Here is a 19,347-nt window from a genome sequence, read left to right on the forward strand (position 1 = left end):
CCCGACATCCCGCCCACGCCTCAGCAAGCGCCCGGCACGCCCTATATCCCGCCGGCCCCGGCAGGTGCGACGGTCCCGCTCTATCGGCCCGAGGTCGCCGCCAACACGCTGACGCCATCCACGGCCCGCATGGTCGCGCTGAGCACGCTCGGCACCTTCCACCAGCGCCGGGGCGACCAGTATCTGCTGAACCGCGGCGAGCAGAGCTCGGCCGCCTGGGGCCGCATCTTCGGCGAGCATCGCGAACGGGCGCAGTCCGGTACCGTCAGCCCGGAGTTCAAGGGCAATATCGTCGGGCTCCAGACCGGTCTCGACCTCTACGGCATCGACAGGCCGGACGGGCATCGCGACCGCTTCGGCCTGTTCTTCGGCTACGGCCGGGCCGAAGGCGACACCCGCGGCTTCGCGCTCGGGCAGCTCCGCGCGCGGGCCGGCAAGCTCTCGCTCAACAGCTACAGCCTCGGCGGCTACTGGACCCATATCGGCCCGAGCGGCTGGTATGTCGACGCGGTCGCGATGCATAGCTGGCTCGACGGCAATCCGCGCTCGGACCGGGGCCTCAAGGCGGATGCGACGGGCTCGGTCCTCACCGGGTCGATCGAGGGCGGCTATCCGATCGCGCTTGGCGCCGGCCTCGTGCTGGAGCCGCAGGCACAGCTCGTCTGGCAGCGCTCGATGCTCGACCGGACGAACGACCTGTTCTCATCGATCGACCACCGCGATGCGAATGTCGTCTCCGGCCGCATCGGCGCGCGCCTGCAGGGCAGTTTCACCTGGGGCGCGATTCCGGTGCGGCCCTATCTCACCGTCGATCTCTGGCATACCTTCGACGGCAACGATAAAACCCTGTTCGACGCCAATCTGATCACCACGCGCTATGGCGCGACGGCTGTCGAGATCGGCGGCGGCGTCGCCGCGGAGGTCGCAAGCAATGTCAGCCTCTTCGCCAAGGCGAGCTATCTGACGAACGCCTCCTCCGAGCGCAGCCGTGGCGTCTCGGGCAATGTCGGGTTCCAGGTAACCTGGTAATCCTTCGCGGCCCGGGGGCCGCCGCAGGGTCGACGATCCCTTACGCCCGACCTCCGTCTCATCGGATCGAAAAGTGGAATCCGCTTTTCGGTCCGATGCTCTAGGTGCCGCTCCCCGCCAGCAGGCAGATCCGCCGCGCCACCTCATAGGAGGCTTCGAAAGCCGGCACAGGCAGGCACTCGAAGCGCGAATGGAAATTGAGGCCGCCGGTGAAGAAATTCGGCGTCGGCAACCCGCGTGCCGAGAGTGCCGCGCCATCGGTGCCGCCGCGCATCGGGATGAGCTTCGGCGCGATCTGGAGTTCCTTCAGCGCGGTCATCAGCAGCTCGACCGAGCGGCGGTCCTCGCCCAGGCTGTCGCTGATATTGCCGTAGGTGTCGCTCACCTTCCAGGTCACCTTGCCGGTCGGATAGCGGCCGGCGATATCCTCAGCGACCTCACCGATCCTGCGCTTGCGCGCCGCGAAGGAGTCGCGGTCGAAATCGCGGATATTGGCCTTGAGCACCGCCTGTGAGGCATTCGCGTCGAGGCCGGTAAACCAGACATATCCCTCGCGCCCTTCGGTGTTCTCGGGCGTCTGCGCCCTGTCGAAGGCGGCGATGAAATCCTGCGCCATCAGCAGCGGGTTTACCAGCACGCCCTTGGCCGACATCGGATGGGCGGTGACGCCGGTGAAGACGATCTCGGCGCCGGCGGCATTGAAGTTCTCGTAGACGACTTCGCCGAGTTCGCAGCTATCGATCGTATAGGCGAAATCGCAGGGGAAGCGGGCGAGATCGAGCGCCTTGGCGCCGCGCAGCCCGATCTCCTCGTCGGGCACGAAGGCGACATGGATATCGCCATGCTCGTCCTCGGCCTTAAGCCGCGCGAGCAGCGTCATCACGATCGCGACCGCCGCCTTGTTGTCCGCTCCGAGCACGCTGGTGCCGTCGCTGAAGACGACGTCATGGCCCTTCCAGGGCAGGATCTCCGGATGCTCCGCCACGCGCAGCCAGATGTCCTGCGCCTCGTTCAGACGAAGATCCTCGCCCGCGAAGCGCAGCAATTGCGGCTTGACGACCGGCGACAAGCCCACATCGACCGTATCGACATGGGCGATGAAGCCGATGCGGGGGGCGTTCGGGCGCGTGCCACGCTTCACGGCGGTGACCGTCGCATGAGCGTCGATAACGACATCCTCAAGCCCGAGCGCGCGCAGTTCACCCGCGAGCAATTCCGCCAGCTCCTGCTGGCCGGGCGTGCTCGGCAGCATTGTCGCCGCGCCATCGCTCTGGCTCTCGACCGCGACGTAGCGGAAGAACCGCTCCAGCAACTCGTCTCGCAGGCTCATCGAACGCAATTCCCTGATTCTCAGCTTCCGCCCGCTCGGGCGAGGCTGCTTCGTACCTCGTCGACGTCAGCCGCGCGACCACCTGCCGCCTCGACCCGGCGGACCGTCTCCGCGATCAACTGCGCATTCGTTTTCGCGCAGCCGAAAGGCGCGTCCTCCAGCCCGCCGCGGACATGGACCCCGCGCGCCACGGCCGGCCCGATCAATTCGGACAGATCGACGCCGAGCCCCGCGATCATCACCGGAGCGCCAGGTGCATCTTCGGCCAGCAGCTTCAGATGCGCTTCGAGCGCCCATTCGCGCGGCGGAAAGCCCCAGGCGAAGGCATCCGAGAACATCAGCCGGTAGATCGGCACGGGCAGATCGGGATGGGCCCGCGCCAGGGCGGCACCGAGCCGCGTGAAGCCGGGCTCGTAGATCGCATAGCTCGGATGGACCTTGTGGCGCCGCGCCACATCGATGCCCTCGCGGATATGCTCGCCGGGGTTCTGGTAGATGAAACCGGCCTCGCCCTGCGGAATACCGGCAAAACTCGTCCAGTTGCAGGAGCCGGGATCGAGCACGCCCCATTCGGCAAGGCCGCGCTTCGCCAGCTCTTCCAGATGGGTGTAGCGCCCGGAATTGATCATGTCGCCGGCATAGGAGGAACCGAGGATCGGGATCGTCGGGTAGACGATGGCATCGACCTTGGCGCGGATGCCCTCGATCGCCCGCGCATAGAGCTCCCAGTCGTCGCGCTGGCGCCCGGTTTCGACGTCATAGACATGCAGATGCACGATCGCCGCGCCCGCCTCGACCGCCGCGATGCCGTCCGCGACGATGTCGGGGATGCTGATCGGGATGCCGGGTTGGCGCTCCTTGCCCCAGGGACCGTTGATCGCGGCCTCGATCCAGATCGGGGTGGTCATGCCGGCATATCCTTCGGCCAATTGTCGCGGATCCAGCGCGTCAGTCCGGCCTCATCGACCTCGCCGGCCGCGAGCGCGAGGATAGCGGCTGCGGCCATTGCTGGCTCGACGTCGAAATCGATGCCGTTGAGGCCCAGGAAAACGAACATGCAGGCGAAGGCTGCACGCTTGTTGCCATCAACGAACGGATGGTTCCGGGCGATGCCGAAAGCGTAAGCTGCCGCCAGCGCTGCGAGGCTGGTTTCGCCATAGGAGAACCTGTTCGGGGCACGGGCCAAGGCCGATTCGAGCAGGCCGCGATCACGGACGCCTTCCGGCCCTCCGAAGATGGCGAGTTGCTCCGCATGGATATCGAGAGCGAGCTCGACACTCACCCAGAGCGGCTCGCTCACTTGGCGAGCTCGCGATAAGTGGCGGCATATTTCTTGAACGACTTGCGGGCGATCGCCATGCCGCGGGCATGCAAATCCTCATGCCGCTGCAGCTTGAGCGCTCCCTCCGGCTGCCGAACGAGCTCGAGCTTGTCTCCCTCGCTGAAACCGAGTTGCGCCAACAGATCCTTGGGCAGGATCAGCCCGAGCGAATTGCCGATCTTGCGGATCTGCAGCACCGTCGCCTCGGTCTCCTCGACCTTTTTCAGCTCGCTCATGGCCCCGCCCTCCTGTTATACAGAACGTATAACATAAAATGAGTATCGCCGCGACCCTTTCACGATTTCAGAGCAGGGTGCCCTTCTCCCAAAATCCGATGAGCCTGTCCGCAGCTTGCCAGTTCACCGCGTCGCACGCCTAATCGAGGCTCTGCCAGAACGCCGAGGCCCGACATGCTCGAACGCGGCACCACCTACGACGACACGTTGCGCCGCTTCGCCTGGCGCATCCCCGAGCGCTTCAATATCGGCACGGCCTGCTCGGACGCGCATGCCGACGGCACCGGCAAGCCCGCGCTGATCTTCGAGGAGGACGGCGGAAAACTCGCGACGCTCTCCTTCGACGATCTCGCCCGCGCCTCGAACCGCTTCGCCAACCTGCTCGGCGCTCACGGCATCGGGCCGGGCGAACGCGTCGGCATCCTCCTGCCGCAATCGCCGCAGACCGCGATCGCCCATCTCGGCGCCTACAAGCTCGGCGCCATCGCGCTGCCGCTCTTCATCCTGTTCGGTCCAGAGGCGCTGGAACACCGCCTCGGCCATAGCGGCACCAGCGCGCTGGTCACCGACGCGGAGAACATCGGCAAGGTCGAGGCGATCCGCGACGCATTGCCGAACCTGCGCAGGATCTTCGTCGTCGGCGGCGCCGGCCATCTCGATTTCGAGGCGGAGATGGCCAAGGCCTCCGACCGCTTCACCGCGGCCGATACGCGCGCCGACGACCCGGCCGTGATCATCTATACCTCCGGCACGACCGGAAAGCCGAAGGGCGCGCTGCATGCCCATCGCGTCCTGCTCGGCCATCTGCCGGGCGTGCAATTGCCGCAGGACTTCTTCCCGCAGCCGGGCGACCTGTTCTGGACGCCAGCTGACTGGGCCTGGATCGGCGGCCTGCTCGATGTGCTGCTGCCGAGCCTCTATTGTGGCGTGCCGGTGCTGGCATCCCGCGCCCGCAAGTTCGATCCGGAAGCCGCCTTCGCGCTGATGGCGCGGCACAAGGTCCGCAACGCCTTCCTGCCGCCGACGGCGCTGAAGCTGATGCGGCTGGTGCGCGATCCCCAGCGCTTCGGCTACGCGATGCGCTCGATCGGCACCGGCGGCGAGACGCTCGGCGCCGACATGCTCGACTGGAGCCGCGAGACCTTCGGCTTCCCGGTCAACGAATTCTACGGCCAGACCGAAGCGAACCTGCTCGTCGCCAACTGCGCAAGCCTCTACCCCGTGAAGCCCGGCTCGATGGGCCGCGCCGTGCCCGGCCACCGGGTCGCGGTGATCTCGCCTGAGGGGCGCGAACTGCCTGATGGCGAGCAGGGGCTGATCGCGGTCGCACGACCCGATCCGGTGATGATGCTGGAATACTGGAACCAGCCAGAGGCGACGGCCGCGAAGTTCATCGGCGATTGGCTCGTCACTGGCGATAGCGGCGCCCGCGACGAAGAAGGCTATTTCTGGTTCCAGGGCCGCGACGATGACATCATCTCGTCGGGCTCCTATCGCATCGGGCCGGGTGATATCGAAGACTGCATCATCCGCCACCCGGCCGTGCTGATGGTCGCGGTCGTCGGCGTGCCCGATCCGGTCCGCACCGAGATCGTCAAGGCGTTCGTGCTGCCGAAGCCGGATGTCACGCCCACAGCGGAACTGGCGACGCAAATCCAGGCCTTCGTGCGCGACCGGCTGGCAGCCTACCAATATCCGCGCGAGGTCGAGTTTGTGACCGAGCTGCCGCTGACCGCGACGGGCAAGATCATGCGCAAGGATCTGCGGAATCGGGAGATCGCGAAGCAGCGGGACGGTTGAACCCTGCCGTCATGCTCGGGCTTGACCCGAGCATCTCAGGACCAGATGGCGCCTCTCATTGTCAGCGATTCTCGGGTCTGCGCTTCGCTTCGCCCGAGAATGACGCGGCGGCTCAGATCGCCTCCAGCACCAGCTCGAAGGTCATCAGCACCGGGTTGTCGCCCCGAACCAACCGCCCGCTCGCCAGCGCGCCGCTATAGTCGACCAGCGCGACATCGATTGCTGCTTCGAAGCCCCCCACGCCCGGAGCGATCCGACCATCGGTGATGGCGACCTCCGTCGCGAAATTCTCGACCACCCCACCATCCGTCAACCGCGCGCCAATGGTCGAGCCGACCCCGCCATGGATCGCGGCCTCGCGAACCCCGCGCTCCGCACAGAACGTCTCCAGAGCTCCGCAGAAATCGACATTCGGCTTCACGCGCAACGCGAAGAAGCGTCCATCCCCGGCGCCACCTGCCGCAGCCGCCACCGGTCCGAACAGCTTGAAATGCGTCTCGCCATCCGGCTCAGCCGTGAAAGCCGCACCATCGAGTCCGACCGCCTGCAGCGTGATCGTCTCGGCCACGGTCGTCTCGTCCGGGAGGATATGCCCGCCGCTGCGCTTGCCGTCTCCTTCCACCCACAAGGCATGCGCATGGAAGAACGGCGCCCCGTCGCGCTGGCCGAAGGTCATCGCGCCGACCTCGATGCGCGCCCCGCCCTCCAGCCGGAAGGTCTCGCTATAGAAGGCGGCATGCTCCGGCGTCTTCGATAAAGCCGGCATCACATAGGCGAAGGGTGCAAGCTTCAGTCCGTCGAGCTTCACCACGCCCGAGGTGAAGCCCTCGGCCGCGAAACCGCTCCTCACCGCCTCCAGCAACGGCACGCCAGCCGGCAGCGTCAGCGAGAAGGCGCGCCCGCCGCATTCCACCCACTGGATGCGTTCGGGAGTTCCGGTGCCGGGCTGCTCGACCCGCCTCACGACGCCTTCCCCTTCAGAAAGTCGAGCTCCCCGCGCTTCTCCAGCTCGTCCTTGACGAGGCGCTTCGGCACCTTGCCATAGCCCGATTTCGGCAGGGCCTCCCAGAACAGGAAGCGCTTCGGCATCTTGTAGCGGGCGATCTTGGGCCCAAGGAAATCCGCGATCTCGCCTTCCGTCGCATTCTGGCCGGGGCGGTTGACGCAGACCGCGATGCCGATCTCGCCCCAGACCGGATCGGGCACGCCCAGCACGGCGACTTCGGCGATCGCCGGATGGGTCAGGATCTTCTCCTCGATCTCGCGCGGATAGATGTTCGAGCCGCCGGAGATGTACATGTCCGAGGCCCGGCCGGTGATGTAGACGAAGCCCTGTTCGTCCATATGGCCGAGGTCGCCGGTGCGGAACCAGCCATTGCGGAAGGATTTCGCATTGGCCTCCGGATTGTCGTAATAGCCGGCGAAGACGGCCAGCCCGATCACGCAGATCTCGCCCTGAACGCCCGCCTCGACCTCTTTCCCGTCCTCGTCCTGGATCTGCACCTGCATGCCCGTGCGCTCGAAGCCGCAGGTGCCGATGCGGGCGTTCGGGCCGTCCTCGGCCTCGTGCAAGGCCGGCGGCAGCACGGTGATGTTGCCGGTCACCTCGCCCAGCCCGAAATACTGCACGATCACCTTGCCGAGCTTTTTCAGCGCCGCCTTCTGGTCCTCGCGATACATCGGCGCGCCCGCATAGATGATGTAGCGCAGGCTGGAATGATCATGCTGGTCCACGGCCGGATGCTCGACCAGCATCTTCAGGATCGTCGGCACGGTGAAGATGTTGCTGATGCGATGCTTGGCGATCAGCCGATAGGCCTCGTCGATATCGAAGCGCTCGGTCGGCAGCAGGATCGAGGTCGCCCCGCGCGCCGAGATCATCAGTTGATGCACGCCCGCGCCATGCGAGAGCGGCGCCACCACCAGCGAGGCGTCCTTCTCGGTCGAGCCGGGCACGAGGTCGCAGAGATGGTTGGTGATGACGAATCCCATCTGGCCATGGGTCAGAACGGCGGCCTTGGAGCGCCCGGTCGTGCCGGAGGTAAAGAAGAACCAGCAGGGATCGTCATGCTCGACCGCGACATTCTCGACCTTTTCGCCGCGATGGCGCGCGATCACCGCACCGACCTCGTCCTCGCCGAAAGCGCCCTCGCCGATCCGCCAGGTGAACTCCGGCGCCGGGCTGGCGGCCGCGACTGCGGCCGCATGTTCCGGGAAATCGCCATGGCAGAGGAAGCCCTTCGCGCCGGAAGCCGTGGCGAGGTAGGCGACCTCGTCCGGCAGCAGGCGGAAATTGGTGGGCACCCAGACGGCGCCGAGCCGGAAGGTCGCGAACATCGAGACGAACATCGCGTCGCAATTCTTGGAATGGACGAGCAGGCGGTCGCCCTTGCCGATGCCGCGCGCCTTCAAACCCGCGGCAAGCGCCGAGACCTGCGCATCGATCTCGGCCCAATCGAGGGTCTTCTCGCCCCAGATGAAGGCGGGATGCCGGGCCAAGCGCCGCGCATTCTGCGTCGCGATATGGGCGAGGTTCATCACGCGCCGGGTCATCGGCACGACGCCCCCGGTCGGGGCGGCTGTTGCAGAGCTCATCTTGAGGCTCTCCCTGTCTCGATGGATCGCGGCACAGCGGCCGTCATGGGCCTGCCGGCCCTCTTGGATACGAACATCTCGGCCAGGAGCGCTTCCATGCGCTCGGCCTCGCGCGCCAGCGGCACGGCAAGCTCCGCCTGTCGGCTTGGCGCCATCCGGCTGTCGATCGCGGCGATGGACAAAGCGCCCGCGACCCGCCCGTCCGGATAGCGGAAGGCCCGCCCGATGCCCCATGAACTGGCGACGAGCCGGCCGGGATTGAGCGAGAAGCCCCGCGCGCGCGTCTCGGCGATATCGACCCGCAAGGCATCCGGCGCGAAGCCGGGATAGCGCGCCAGCAGCACGGCTTCATTGGCCGCAATCACCCGGTCCACATCGTCGTCGGGCAGCGCCGCCAGCATGGCGAGCGAGCCTGCGCCGACGCCGAGCGGATGCTGGTCGCCCGCCTGCAAGGCATGGGTCCGCACCGGGTACGTCCCCTCCTCGCGATGCAGGCAGATCGCGTAATTCTCGCGCCGGACGGTCAGGAAACTCGTATCCTGCGTCTCGGCCGAGAGCCGGCGCAGGCCGTCCATCGCGATTTCGAGCAGGCCGTGGCGCCGCGCCGCCAGCACGCCGAGCACGAAGGCCTCCTCGCCCAGGCAATAGCGCCGCGTCTGCGGCTCCTGCTCGACCAGGCCCGCGCGCATCAAAGCCAGCAGCAGGCGCCGCGTCGTCGGCTTGTTGAGCCCGCTTCCGGAGACGATCTCGCCGAGCGGCAGGCCTTCGGCCGGCTCCCGCCCGATCAGCGAGAGCAGCCCGAGCGCCCGGTCGACGCTCTGCGAGCCGGACAGGCCGGCTTCGGGCGCGGAATTCTGCGGCAAGCGCTCCTCCAGATAGTCCATGATATGGACCTTATTCTTGTATCCCAAGCCTAGATGGGCGCTTTGCGGATTGCAATGCCGCACCCCTCGTGTAATCTGCCCGCCGTCCCGCTGTCTGGCTATTCACAGTGTGGACCACAATCGACGCCGGCGACACACAAGATCGGCGCGAAGGGAGGAACGGAATGATGGCCCTTTGGGCATCCCATAGTGCAGGCGTATTGCGCCTTGCGACCGGCAACTGAGGCCGGCGCATGAGCGATATCGCCGATACCCTGACGATTCCGGAGAACCTGAGCGAGAACGCGGATGCGCGCCCGGGCTCCGCCATCATGCGCCCGGTCGAGATGGTCGCGGCCGCGCTGGTCGCCTTCATCATCGGCGTACTGCTGCTCGGCGTCGTCTCGCGCTATGTCTTCGCGCTGCCCTTCGTCTGGGTCGACGAGGTCGCCTCGATCGCCTTCATCTGGCTCGCCATGCTCGGCGCCGCCATCGCCGTCGACCGCAACGAGCATCTGCGCCTGACGCTCTTCGTCGGCATGATGCCCCCGCGCTTACGCGAGTTCACCGAGACGCTGGCGCTGACCGTCGTCGCCGCCTTCCTGGCCGCGATGGTCGATCCGGCCATCGAATATGCGGTGGAGGAGAGCTACGTCACCTCGGCCGCGCTCAATATCCCCGTGAGCTGGCGCGTCTCGGCCATCGCCGTCGGCATCGTGCTGATGGGGCTGTTGACCCTGCGCTATCTCTTCAAGACCGCGCCTCTCGTCGACATCGCCGCCGCCGCGGTGATCATCGGCGGCTTCGGCCTCGCCTTCTGGCTGCTCGGGCCGACACTCAAGGGCCTCGGCTACTACAACATCCTGATCTTCCTGATCGGCGTCGTCGCCGCCTGCCTCGTCGCGGGCGTGCCGATCGCCTTCTGCTTCGGGCTGGGCACGCTCGCCTTCCTCGCCTTCTCGACCAACGTCCCGATGCTCGTGATGATCGGGCGGATGGACGAGGGCATGTCGAGCCTCATCCTGCTCTCCGTGCCGATCTTCGTGCTACTCGGCTGCATCCTCGACGCCACCGGCATGGGCAAGGCGATTGTCGATTTCCTGGCCTCGCTGCTCGGCCATGTCCGCGCCGGCATGTCCTATGTGCTGCTCGGCTCGCTCTATCTCGTCTCCGGCATCTCGGGCTCGAAGGTCTCGGACATGGCGACGGTCGCCCCCGCGCTGTTCCCGGAGATGAAGCGGCGCGGCTACAAGCCCAAGGACCTGATCGCGCTGCTCTCCACCGGCGCGGCGATGGCAGACACCGTCCCGCCCTCGATCGTGCTGATCGTGCTCGGCTCCGTCGCCGGCGTCTCGATCGCCGGCCTGTTCAATGCCGGTTTCGTCATCGCGGGCGTGCTGCTGGTGGCGCTCGCCGGCCTCGCGCGCTGGAAGGCGGCGGCGGAGGACATGAAGGGCGTGCGCCGCGCTCCGCTCGCGGTGATCGGCAAGGTCGCGCTCGTCGCCGCTCCCGCACTCGTCCTGCCCTTCATCATCCGCGCCGCAGTCGGCGGCGGCGTCGCGACCGCGACCGAGGTCTCGACCATCGCCGTGCTCTATGCCCTGGTCATCGGCATCGTGCTCTATGGCGGCATCGGCCCGCGCAAGTTCTACCAGATGCTGGTCGAGACGGCGGCCCTCTCCGGCGCGATCCTCGTCATTCTCGGCACGGCGCTCGCCATGGCCTGGGCGCTGACCCAGACCGGCTTCGCCCGCGACCTCGCCACCTTCATGGCGAACCTGCCCGGCGGCTGGCTCGGCTTCATGGCGGTGTCGATCGTCGTCTTCATGATCCTCGGCTGCGTGCTGGAAGGCCTGCCGGCGATCGTGCTGCTGGCGCCCCTGATGTTCCCGATCGCCAAGAGCCTCGGCATCAACGACGTGCACTATGCGATGGTCGTGGTCACTGCGATGAATATCGGCCTGATGGCGCCGCCGATCGGCATCGGCTTCTACATCGCCTGCAAGATCGGCAACGTCTCGCCGGACGAGGCGATGGGCGCGATCTGGCCCTATCTCATCGCGCTCCTCGTCGGCCTCGTCGTCATCGCCCTCGTCCCCGGCCTCTCGACCTGGGTGCTGTGAAGCTCGCCGCCAACCACAAGAAACAAACAACAGACGCTCTCAAGGAGAAAACGCCCATGACCATCTCGCGCCGTACCCTGCTCCAGGCGACAGCCGCCGCCTCTGCCATCGGCACCTTCCATATCGGCCGCGCCAACGCCCAGGCCGCCGAGTTCACCTATAAATACGCCAACAACCTGCCCGTCGCGCACCCGATGAACATGCGCGCCAACGAGGCTGTGGCCAAGATCAAGGAAGAGACCAAGGGCCGCGTCGACATCCAGATCTTCCCGAACAACCAGCTCGGCTCCGACACGGACATGCTGAGCCAGGTCCGCTCGGGCGGCGTCGAGTTCTTCACGCTCTCGCCGCTGATCCTCTCGACACTGGTCGCCAACGCCTCGCTCTCGGGCATCGGCTTCGCCTTCCCGAACTACGACGCCGTCTGGAAGGCGATGGACGGCGAGCTCGGCGCCTATGTCCGCGGCCAGATCAACAAGGCCAATCTCGTCGTCATGGACAAGATCTGGGACAACGGCTTCCGCCAGATCACCTCGTCCAAGGGCCCGGTCGCCACGCCCGAAGACCTCAAGGGCTTCAAGATCCGCGTGCCGGTCTCGCCGCTCTGGACCTCGATGTTCACCGCCTTCCAGTCGGCCCCGGCCTCGATCAACTTCGCCGAGGTCTACACCGCGCTGCAGACCAAGATCGTCGACGGCCAGGAGAACCCGCTCGCGATCATCTCGACCGCGAAGCTCTTCGAAGTGCAGAAATATCTCTCGCTGACCAACCATATGTGGGACGGCTTCTGGTTCCTGGCCAATCGCCGCGCCTGGGAGAAGCTGCCGGAAGACCTGCGCGCCATCGTCGCCAAGAACATCAACGCCGCCGCGCTGCTGGAGCGCGACGACGTCGCCAAGCTCAATGCCGGCCTGCAGGGCGAGCTCGCTTCCAAGGGCATGGCCATCAACGAGACCAAGGCCGACGCCTTCCGCGAGGCGCTGCGCAAGGCCGGCTTCTACGCCGAATGGAAGAAGAAATACGGTGACGAAGCCTGGGCGATCCTGGAAAAGGCCGTCGGCAGCTCGCTGAGCTGATCGGCGCCAGCCACCACACGCGGGTCATCCCGGGCGCAGCGAAGCGAAGGCCCGGGATCCATGCCGGAAGAGTTCAGGCATGGATCCCGGATCGGCGCGGCTTCGCCGCTTGTCCGGGATGACCCGCGGATATTTCCGATAGCGAGAGACTGATCATCATGGCCGACCGGCTGAAGGGCAAGATCGCCATCGTCTTCGGCGCCGGTTCCTCCGGCCCCGGTTGGGGCAATGGCAAGGCCGCGGCGGTCGCCTATGCCCGCGAGGGCGCCGGCGTCGCCTGCATCGACCTCAATCGCGAGGCCGCCGAGGAAACCGCCGCGATCATCGCCGGCGAAGGCGGCAAGGCTCTGGCGCTTGCGGCCGACGTCACGAATCTCGCTTCGGTCGAGGCCTGCGTCGCCGAGACCGTGAGCCATTTCGGCCGCATCGACATCCTCCACAACAATGTCGGCGTCACCCATATGGGCGGGCCGGTCGAGCTCTCCGAGGAGCAGTTCAACGCCTCGCTCCAGCTCAATCTCGGCTCGGTCTATCGCTGCGCCAAGGCCGTCATTCCGGAGATGCTGAAGGGTGGCGGCGGCGCCATCGTCAACATCTCCTCGCTCGCCGCCATCCGCTGGACCGGCTATCCCTACTTCGCCTATTACGCGACCAAGGCGGCGGTGAACCAGGCGACGGTCGCGCTCGCCATGCAGTATGCCAGGCAGGGCATCCGGGCGAACTGCATCATGCCCGGGCTGATCGACACACCGCTGATCTACAAGCAGATCTCCGCGCAATACGCCTCCGCCGAGGAGATGGTCGCCGCCCGTAACGCGCTCGTGCCGCTCGGCCAGATGGGCACGGCCTGGGATATCGCCAACGCCGCGATCTTCCTGGCTTCGGACGAGGCGAAATTCATCACGGGCGTCTGCCTGCCAGTCGATGGCGGCCAGAGCTGCGCCACCGCTCCGCTGGGTTGAACAAGAGCATTCGCGTCATTCTCGGGCGAAGCGGAGCGGAGACCCGAGAATCTCTGGCAGGAAGAGACGCAGGAACCGCCCCCAGCAAGAGCTGCTCAGGTCAGGCCCGAGCATGACGTTCCCCCTCTCCCCATCGACCGTTCATTCCCCCATTGGAACGCTTGCTCCATTTCGTCATCGCTGCCAGAACTGTCGCGCATAGAGAATCCGCCGCGAGCACGAACGACGCATGAGCGATATGGCGACGACGGAACTGCCGCGTGATTTCGACGGCCTGCGCACACTGATCCTCGCCCAGCGTGAGAGTTTGCCCAAACGCATCGCGCAGATCGCCGCCTATGCGCTCGACAACCCCGACGAAATCGCTTTCGGCACCGCGGCCAGCATCGCCGTTTCCGCCGGTGTCCAGCCCTCGACGCTGATTCGCTTCGCCCAGCATCTCGGCTTCGACGGCTTCACCAGCCTGCAGGGCGTCTTCCGCGAGCGCCTGCGCGAGCGCAATTCCAGCTACGAGGAACGCCTCAGCACCTTGCGGAGCGGCGAAGGCCCGGCCGGCAACCATCACATTCTCGACGGTTTCCTCACCGCCTCACGCAAATCGCTGGATGTGATGAGCCGCAGCCTCGACGAGGGGACGCTCGACCGGGCGATCGAATTGCTGGCCGGCGCCGAGACCATCTACATCCTCGCCCGCCGCCGCTCCTACCCCATCGCGAGCTATCTCGCCTATGCGTTCGGCAAGCTCGGCGTGCGCTACCAGCTCGTCGAATCGGCGGCCGGGCTCGACCCCGAGATGATCGCCTTCGCCACGCCGAAAGACGCCGTGCTCGTCGTCAGCTTCTCGCCCTACGCGCCGGCCACCGTCGAGGATGCCCGTGGCCTTGCCGAGCGCGGCGTGCCGCTCGTCGCCATCACCGACAGCGCCTTCTCGCCGCTCGCGAGCTTCGCGCAGCTCTGGTTCGAGGTCGCGGAAGCCGATTTCGGCGGCTTCCGGACGCTGGCCTCGACCATGGCGCTGGCGATGGCGCTGACCGTCGGCATCGGCGAGGCGCGCCGCGACGGCCGCGGCAGGAGCCGCCGCCGCAGCCAGCTTGGAAAAGCATAGGAATATCCATTCCGCATTGACGAAATAATGGAATTATTATTTCATGCCGGCAGCCAGGGCCGTTCGGCCTGAGAAGCATCGCAGCCGGGAGGAGCATATGACGGGACCGCTCAGCGGATCGGCGCAGGCGCTCGACGTCATCACCATCGGCCGCGCCTCGGTCGATCTCTACGGCCAGCAGATCGGCTCGCGGCTGGAGGATGTCACCTCCTTCGCCAAGTCGGTCGGCGGCTGCCCGGCCAACATCGCCATCGGCACGGCGCGGCTCGGCCTGCGTTCGGCCCTGCTCACCCGCGTCGGCAACGAGCAGTTCGGCCGCTTCCTGCGCGAGCAGCTTGCCCGTGAGGGTGTCAATCTCGACGGCCTCAAGACCGACCCCGAGCGGCTGACCGCGCTGGCCATCCTCTCGGTCGAGAGCGACAAATCCTTCCCGCTGCTGTTCTACCGCGACAACTGCGCCGACATCGCGCTTGAGGAAGGCGATATCGACCCGGCCTTCATCGCGCGCGCCCGCGCCGTCGTCGTCACCGGCACGCATTTCGCCCGGCCGAAGCCAGAGGCAGCCCAGCGCAAGGCGATGCGGCTGATGCGCGAGAACGGCGGCAAGGTCGTGCTCGACATCGACTACCGGCCCAATCTCTGGGGCCTCGCCGGGCACGATGCCGGCGACAACCGCTATATCGCCTCGCAGGCCGTCTCCGAGCGAATGAAGACGGTCCTGCCCGGCTGCGACCTGATCGTCGGCACGGAGGAGGAGGTGCTGATCGCCTCCGGCGAGAGCGAGCTCCTTCAGGCGCTGAAGACGATCCGCGCGCTGACGCCAGCGACCATCGTGCTCAAGCGCGGCCCGATGGGCTGCATCGTCTATGACGGCGCGATCTCCGACGATCTGGAGGACGGCATCGTCGGCAAGGGTTTTCCGATCGAGGTCTACAATGTCCTCGGTGCCGGCGACGCCTTCATGTCCGGCTTCCTGCGCGGCTGGCTCGGCGGCGAAAGCCTCACCACTGCCGCGACCTGGGCCAATGCCTGCGGCGCCTTCGCCGTTTCGCGCCTGCTCTGCGCGCCGGAGATTCCGACCTTCGAGGAACTTCAGTACTTCCTCAAGAACGGCAGCCCGCATCGCGCGCTCCGCAAGGATGAGGACATCAATCACATCCATTGGGCGACGACGCGCCGGCGCGACATCCCCTCGCTGATGGCATTTGCCTGCGACCATCGCTCGCAGCTCGAAGAACTCGCAGCAAAGGTCAGTGCCGATCCCGCCCGCATCCGCGACTTCAAGGTGCTCGCGGTCAAGGCCGCCGCCCGCGTCGCCGATGGCCGCCCGGGCTACGGCATGCTGCTCGACGAGAAGCATGGCCGCGAGGCGATGTTCGAATTCGCCCGCCACCCCTTCTCCTGGCTCGGCCGCCCGGTCGAATTGCCCGGCTCGCGCCCGCTGCGCTTCGAGACGAGCCAGGATATCGGTTCGCTCCTGCCGGAATGGCCGGTCGATCACTGCATCAAGTGCCTGTGCTTCTACCATCCGGACGATGCGCCCGAGCTGAAGCGCGAGCAGCAGGAGAAGCTGCGCGGGCTGTTCGAGGCAGCGCGCAAGGTCGGCCGCGAATTGCTGGTCGAGATCATCGCCGGCAAGAACGGCCCGCTCGGATCCGACACCGTCGCCCGCGCGCTGGAAGAGCTCTACGCGCTGGGCATCAAGCCCGACTGGTGGAAGCTCGAGCCGCAATCCTCCCCCGCCGCCTGGACCGCGATCGAGAAGACGATTGCGAGGCACGACCCCTGGTGCCGCGGCGTGCTGCTGCTCGGACTCGATGCTCCCGCCGAGGAGCTGGAGGCCGGCTTCGCCGCCACGGCCTCAGCCCCCATCGTCAAGGGCTTCGCCGTGGGCCGCACCATCTTCATGAACGCGGCCGAAGGCTGGCTTTCCGGCAAGCTCGACGACGAAGCCGCGATCGCAGACATGGCGGGGCGTTTCGAGGCGCTGACCGGCCTCTGGCTTGCCACGCGCGGCCGCAAGGCGGCCTAGCGCATCGGCCCGAAAAGTGGGAACCGGTTTTCGGACCAAGCCGATGCTAAAAAGACTCCCGACCGGAGACAGATCATGAGCACCGTCCGCCTCACCATGGCGCAGGCGCTGACGCGCTATCTCGCCGCGCAGATGACCGAGATCGACGGGCAGCGCCTGCCGATCTTTGGTGGCGTCTGGGCGATCTTCGGCCATGGCAATGTCGCCGGACTCGGCGAGGCGCTCTGGCATGAGCGCGAACGCCTGCCGACCTTCCGCGCCCATAACGAGCAGGCCATGGCCCATGCGGCGATCGCCTATGCCAAGGCGAACATGCGCCGCCGTTTCATGGCTGCGACCACCTCGATCGGCCCCGGCGCGACCAATCTCGTCACCGCCGCGGCGCTCGCCCATGTCAACCGCCTGCCGGTGCTGCTGCTGCCGGGCGACGTCTTCGCCAACCGCATTCCGGACCCGGTCCTCCAGCAGGTCGAAGCTTTCGGCGATGGTACGATCTCGGCCAATGACTGTTTCAAGCCCGTCTCGCGCTATTTCGACCGCATCACCCGGCCCGAGCAGATCATCCCGGCGCTGACCCGGGCCATGCAGGTGCTGACCGATCCCGCCGAATGCGGCCCGGTCACGCTCGCGCTCTGCCAGGACGTGCAGGCCGAAGCTTACGATTACCCAGAGAGTTTCTTCGACGAGCGTCTCTGGACGCCGCGCCGTCCGCGCGCCGACCGTGACGAACTGAAAGCCGCTGCCGAGGCGTTGAAAGCCGCCAAGAAGCCCCTGATCGTCGCCGGCGGCGGCGTGCTCTATTCCGGCGCGAGTGACGAATTGGCCCGCTTCTCGGCCGCGACCGGCATTCCCGTCTGCGAGACGCAAGGCGGCAAATCCGCCCTGCCCGACGACGCCGCACTCAACATGGCCGCCGTCGGCGTCACCGGCACGGAAGCCGCCAACCGGCTCGCCGCAGAAGCCGATCTCGTGCTCGCCGTCGGCACCCGCCTGCAGGATTTCACCACCGGCTCCTGGGCGCTGTTCGGCGCGGCGTCGAAGACCATCATCGGCCTCAACGTCCAGCCCTTCGATGCCGGCAAGCACCGGGCCCTGCCCCTCGTCGCCGATGCCCGCGAGGGTCTGGCCGAACTGGCCGAAGCCATCGGCAGCTGGAAGGCGGCGGAGAGCTGGACCAGCAATGCCAAGGCCGGCAAGGCCGAGTGGCAGAAGGAAGCCGGCAAGGCTACCGCTGCCAGCAACGCCGCCCTGCCTTCGGATGCGCAGGTCATCGGCGCGGTCCAGCGCGCGCTGGGCTCCGAGGTGATCCTGCTCCATGCCGCCGGTGGCCTTCCGGGCGAATTGCACAAGCTCTGGCAGGCCGGCACGCCCGGCTCCTACCATGCCGAATACGGCTTCTCCTGCATGGGCTACGAGATCGCCGGCGGCCTGGGCGCCAAGATGGCGCGGCCCGACAAGGAGGTCGTCGTCATGCTCGGCGACGGCTCCTATCTGATGCTCAATTCCGAGATCGCGACCTCGGTGATGCTGGGGCTGAAGCTCACCATCGTCCTGCTCGACAATCGCGGCTTCGGATGCATCAACCGCCTGCAGAACGCCACGGGTGGCCAGAGCTTCAACAACCTGCTCAAGGACAGCCGGCACGAGACCCTGCCGGAGATCGACTTTGTCGCCCACGCCGCGAGCCTCGGCGCGATCGCGGTGAAGGCGGCCTCCATCGCCGAGCTCGAAGCCGCACTGGCGCAGGCCAAGGCCAACGCCCGCACGACCGTCGTCGTCATCGACACCGACCCGCTGATCTCGACGGGGGCCGGCGGCGCCTGGTGGGATGTCGCGGTGCCTGAGGTCAGCGAGCGCGAGCAAGTCCGCACGGCGCGGGCCAGCTATGACAAGCTGCGCAAGCATCAGAACATCGGCAACTAAAGCCGTTTCCCTAGGCGAGAAAGACCCCTGACATGATCCGCATCGGCGCGAACCCCATCGGCTGGTCGAATGACGACATGCTGGAGATCGGCGGCGACATTCCGCTCGAAACCTGCCTGAAAGAGGCGAGCGAAGCCGGATTCACAGGCATGGAGCTCGGCAACAAGTTCCCGCGCGAGGCAGCCAAGCTGAAGCCGATCCTCGACGCGCATGGCCATACGCTCGTCTCCGGCTGGTATTCGACCGAACTGCTCGTCCGCGACGTCGCCGCCGAGATGGCGGCCGTGAAGGCCCATGCGACGCTGCTGCGCGACATGGGCTGCGCGGTCCTGATCGCGGCCGAGACCTCGAACGCGATCCATTCCGACATCGCCAAGCCGCTCTCGGCCAGGCCCGTCCTGCCGAAGACGCGCTGGGACGAGTTCGGCGCGCGCTACACCAACTTCGCCGAAGCGCTGAAAGCGGAATACGGCCTCCAGCTCGTCTATCACCACCATATGGGCACGGTCGTGCAGACCGAGGCCGAGATCGACCGCTTCATGGGCGTCACCGGCCCTGCCGTGGGCCTCCTGCTCGACACCGGCCATGCCACCTGGGGCGGCGGCGACCCCGCCCGCATCGCCCGCCACTGGAAGGCGCGCATCCACCATGTCCACTGCAAGGACATCCGCGAAGCCGTGATGTGGCGCTCGAATCGCGAGGACTGGTCCTTCCTCGAATCCGTGCTCGCCGGCGTCTACACCGTGCCGGGTGACGGGCTGATCGACTATGTCCGCGTGCTCAGGGAGCTGCAGGGCTATTCCGGCTGGATCGTGGTCGAGGCCGAGCAGGACCCGAAAAAGGCCGAGCCCGCGGCCTATGCCAAGCTGGGGCATGCCAATCTGGCGCGCTTCATCAAGGAAGCCGGGCTGGCCTGAACATCCTCCACGGTCATTCCGGACAAGCCGCGAAA

16 protein-coding genes are annotated in these 19,347 nt (G+C 66.7%); 9 read left to right on the plus strand and 7 right to left on the minus strand.

Features of this window, described 5'->3' with window-relative positions; translation table 11 throughout:
• On the plus strand, window positions 1-1,029 hold a 1,029-nt coding region (locus IED13_RS20225), incomplete at its 5' end, for an autotransporter family protein (protein ID WP_191125240.1).
• Window positions 1,030-1,129: 100 nt separating this feature from the next.
• On the opposite strand, the gene pepT is transcribed toward IED13_RS20225, so the two are convergent.
• Genes pepT through IED13_RS20245 form a run of 4 tightly spaced genes read right to left on the minus strand, consistent with a single transcriptional unit; the run spans window position 1,130 to window position 3,916 of the window.
• Window positions 1,130-2,359, minus strand: a complete 1,230-nt coding sequence (gene pepT / locus IED13_RS20230; protein ID WP_191125241.1) for a peptidase T — start codon at window positions 2,357-2,359, stop codon at window positions 1,130-1,132.
• A 20-nt stretch (window positions 2,360-2,379) separates the two neighbouring features.
• Window positions 2,380-3,267 (minus strand): beta-keto acid cleavage family enzyme, encoded by an 888-nt coding sequence (locus IED13_RS20235; RefSeq protein ID WP_133564569.1) that lies wholly within the window; start codon window positions 3,265-3,267, stop codon window positions 2,380-2,382.
• On the minus strand, window positions 3,264-3,659 hold the full coding sequence (locus tag IED13_RS20240; protein ID WP_191125242.1) for a type II toxin-antitoxin system death-on-curing family toxin: 396 nt from the start codon (window positions 3,657-3,659) through the stop codon (window positions 3,264-3,266). Before IED13_RS20240 ends, IED13_RS20235 begins: the two co-directional genes overlap by 4 nt.
• A complete protein-coding gene (locus IED13_RS20245; RefSeq protein ID WP_113254502.1) occupies window positions 3,656-3,916 on the minus strand; it encodes an AbrB/MazE/SpoVT family DNA-binding domain-containing protein in 261 nt (86 codons plus the stop codon). Before IED13_RS20245 ends, IED13_RS20240 begins: the two co-directional genes overlap by 4 nt.
• A 174-nt stretch (window positions 3,917-4,090) precedes the next feature.
• Between IED13_RS20245 and IED13_RS20250 the strand changes: the two genes are divergently transcribed.
• Complete coding sequence (locus IED13_RS20250; RefSeq protein WP_191125243.1) at window positions 4,091-5,716, plus strand: acyl-CoA synthetase; 1,626 nt, start codon at window positions 4,091-4,093, stop codon at window positions 5,714-5,716.
• A 112-nt stretch (window positions 5,717-5,828) separates the two neighbouring features.
• Here IED13_RS20250 and IED13_RS20255 read toward each other — a convergent pair whose 3' ends face one another.
• The 3 genes from IED13_RS20255 to IED13_RS20265 are packed head-to-tail and all read right to left on the minus strand — an operon-like array spanning window position 5,829 to window position 9,195.
• A complete protein-coding gene (locus tag IED13_RS20255; protein WP_191125244.1) occupies window positions 5,829-6,680 on the minus strand; it encodes a PCC domain-containing protein in 852 nt (283 codons plus the stop codon).
• The gene (locus IED13_RS20260) at window positions 6,677-8,311 is read right to left on the minus strand and encodes an acyl-CoA synthetase (protein WP_191125245.1); all 1,635 of its coding nucleotides are present in this window, start codon (window positions 8,309-8,311) and stop codon (window positions 6,677-6,679) included. The genes IED13_RS20255 and IED13_RS20260 overlap by 4 nt, the downstream gene beginning before the upstream one ends.
• Window positions 8,308-9,195: an IclR family transcriptional regulator gene (locus IED13_RS20265; RefSeq protein ID WP_191125246.1), complete on the minus strand. Its 888-nt coding sequence runs from the start codon at window positions 9,193-9,195 to the stop codon at window positions 8,308-8,310. The genes IED13_RS20260 and IED13_RS20265 overlap by 4 nt, the downstream gene beginning before the upstream one ends.
• A gap of 233 nt (window positions 9,196-9,428) precedes the next feature.
• On the opposite strand from IED13_RS20265, the gene IED13_RS20270 reads away from it, so the two are divergent.
• The 7 genes from IED13_RS20270 (at window position 9,429) to iolE (ending at window position 19,312) form a co-directional block, all read left to right on the plus strand.
• On the plus strand, window positions 9,429-11,297 hold the full coding sequence (locus IED13_RS20270) for a TRAP transporter large permease (protein ID WP_191125247.1): 1,869 nt from the start codon (window positions 9,429-9,431) through the stop codon (window positions 11,295-11,297).
• A gap of 56 nt (window positions 11,298-11,353) precedes the next feature.
• A complete protein-coding gene (locus tag IED13_RS20275) occupies window positions 11,354-12,373 on the plus strand; it encodes a TRAP transporter substrate-binding protein (protein ID WP_191125248.1) in 1,020 nt (339 codons plus the stop codon).
• Window positions 12,374-12,531: 158 nt separating this feature from the next.
• Window positions 12,532-13,335, plus strand: a complete 804-nt coding sequence (locus tag IED13_RS20280) for an SDR family NAD(P)-dependent oxidoreductase (RefSeq protein WP_191125249.1) — start codon at window positions 12,532-12,534, stop codon at window positions 13,333-13,335.
• 229 nt (window positions 13,336-13,564) lie between these two features.
• On the plus strand, window positions 13,565-14,440 hold the full coding sequence (locus IED13_RS20285; RefSeq protein WP_051987586.1) for a MurR/RpiR family transcriptional regulator: 876 nt from the start codon (window positions 13,565-13,567) through the stop codon (window positions 14,438-14,440).
• A 97-nt stretch (window positions 14,441-14,537) separates the two neighbouring features.
• On the plus strand, window positions 14,538-16,472 hold the full coding sequence (locus IED13_RS20290) for a bifunctional 5-dehydro-2-deoxygluconokinase/5-dehydro-2-deoxyphosphogluconate aldolase (RefSeq protein WP_191125250.1): 1,935 nt from the start codon (window positions 14,538-14,540) through the stop codon (window positions 16,470-16,472).
• Window positions 16,473-16,544: 72 nt separating this feature from the next.
• Window positions 16,545-18,395: a 3D-(3,5/4)-trihydroxycyclohexane-1,2-dione acylhydrolase (decyclizing) gene (iolD, locus tag IED13_RS20295; protein ID WP_191125333.1), complete on the plus strand. Its 1,851-nt coding sequence runs from the start codon at window positions 16,545-16,547 to the stop codon at window positions 18,393-18,395.
• Between the two features lie 32 nt (window positions 18,396-18,427).
• Window positions 18,428-19,312, plus strand: coding sequence for a myo-inosose-2 dehydratase (gene iolE, locus IED13_RS20300; RefSeq protein ID WP_191125251.1), 885 nt, complete (start codon window positions 18,428-18,430; stop codon window positions 19,310-19,312).
• The last annotated feature ends 35 nt before the right edge of the window (window positions 19,313-19,347 follow it).

It is taken from the genome of Allobosea spartocytisi, from assembly GCF_014764685.1.
In the GTDB taxonomy this organism is placed as follows: Bacteria; Pseudomonadota; Alphaproteobacteria; order Rhizobiales; family Beijerinckiaceae; genus Allobosea; species Allobosea spartocytisi.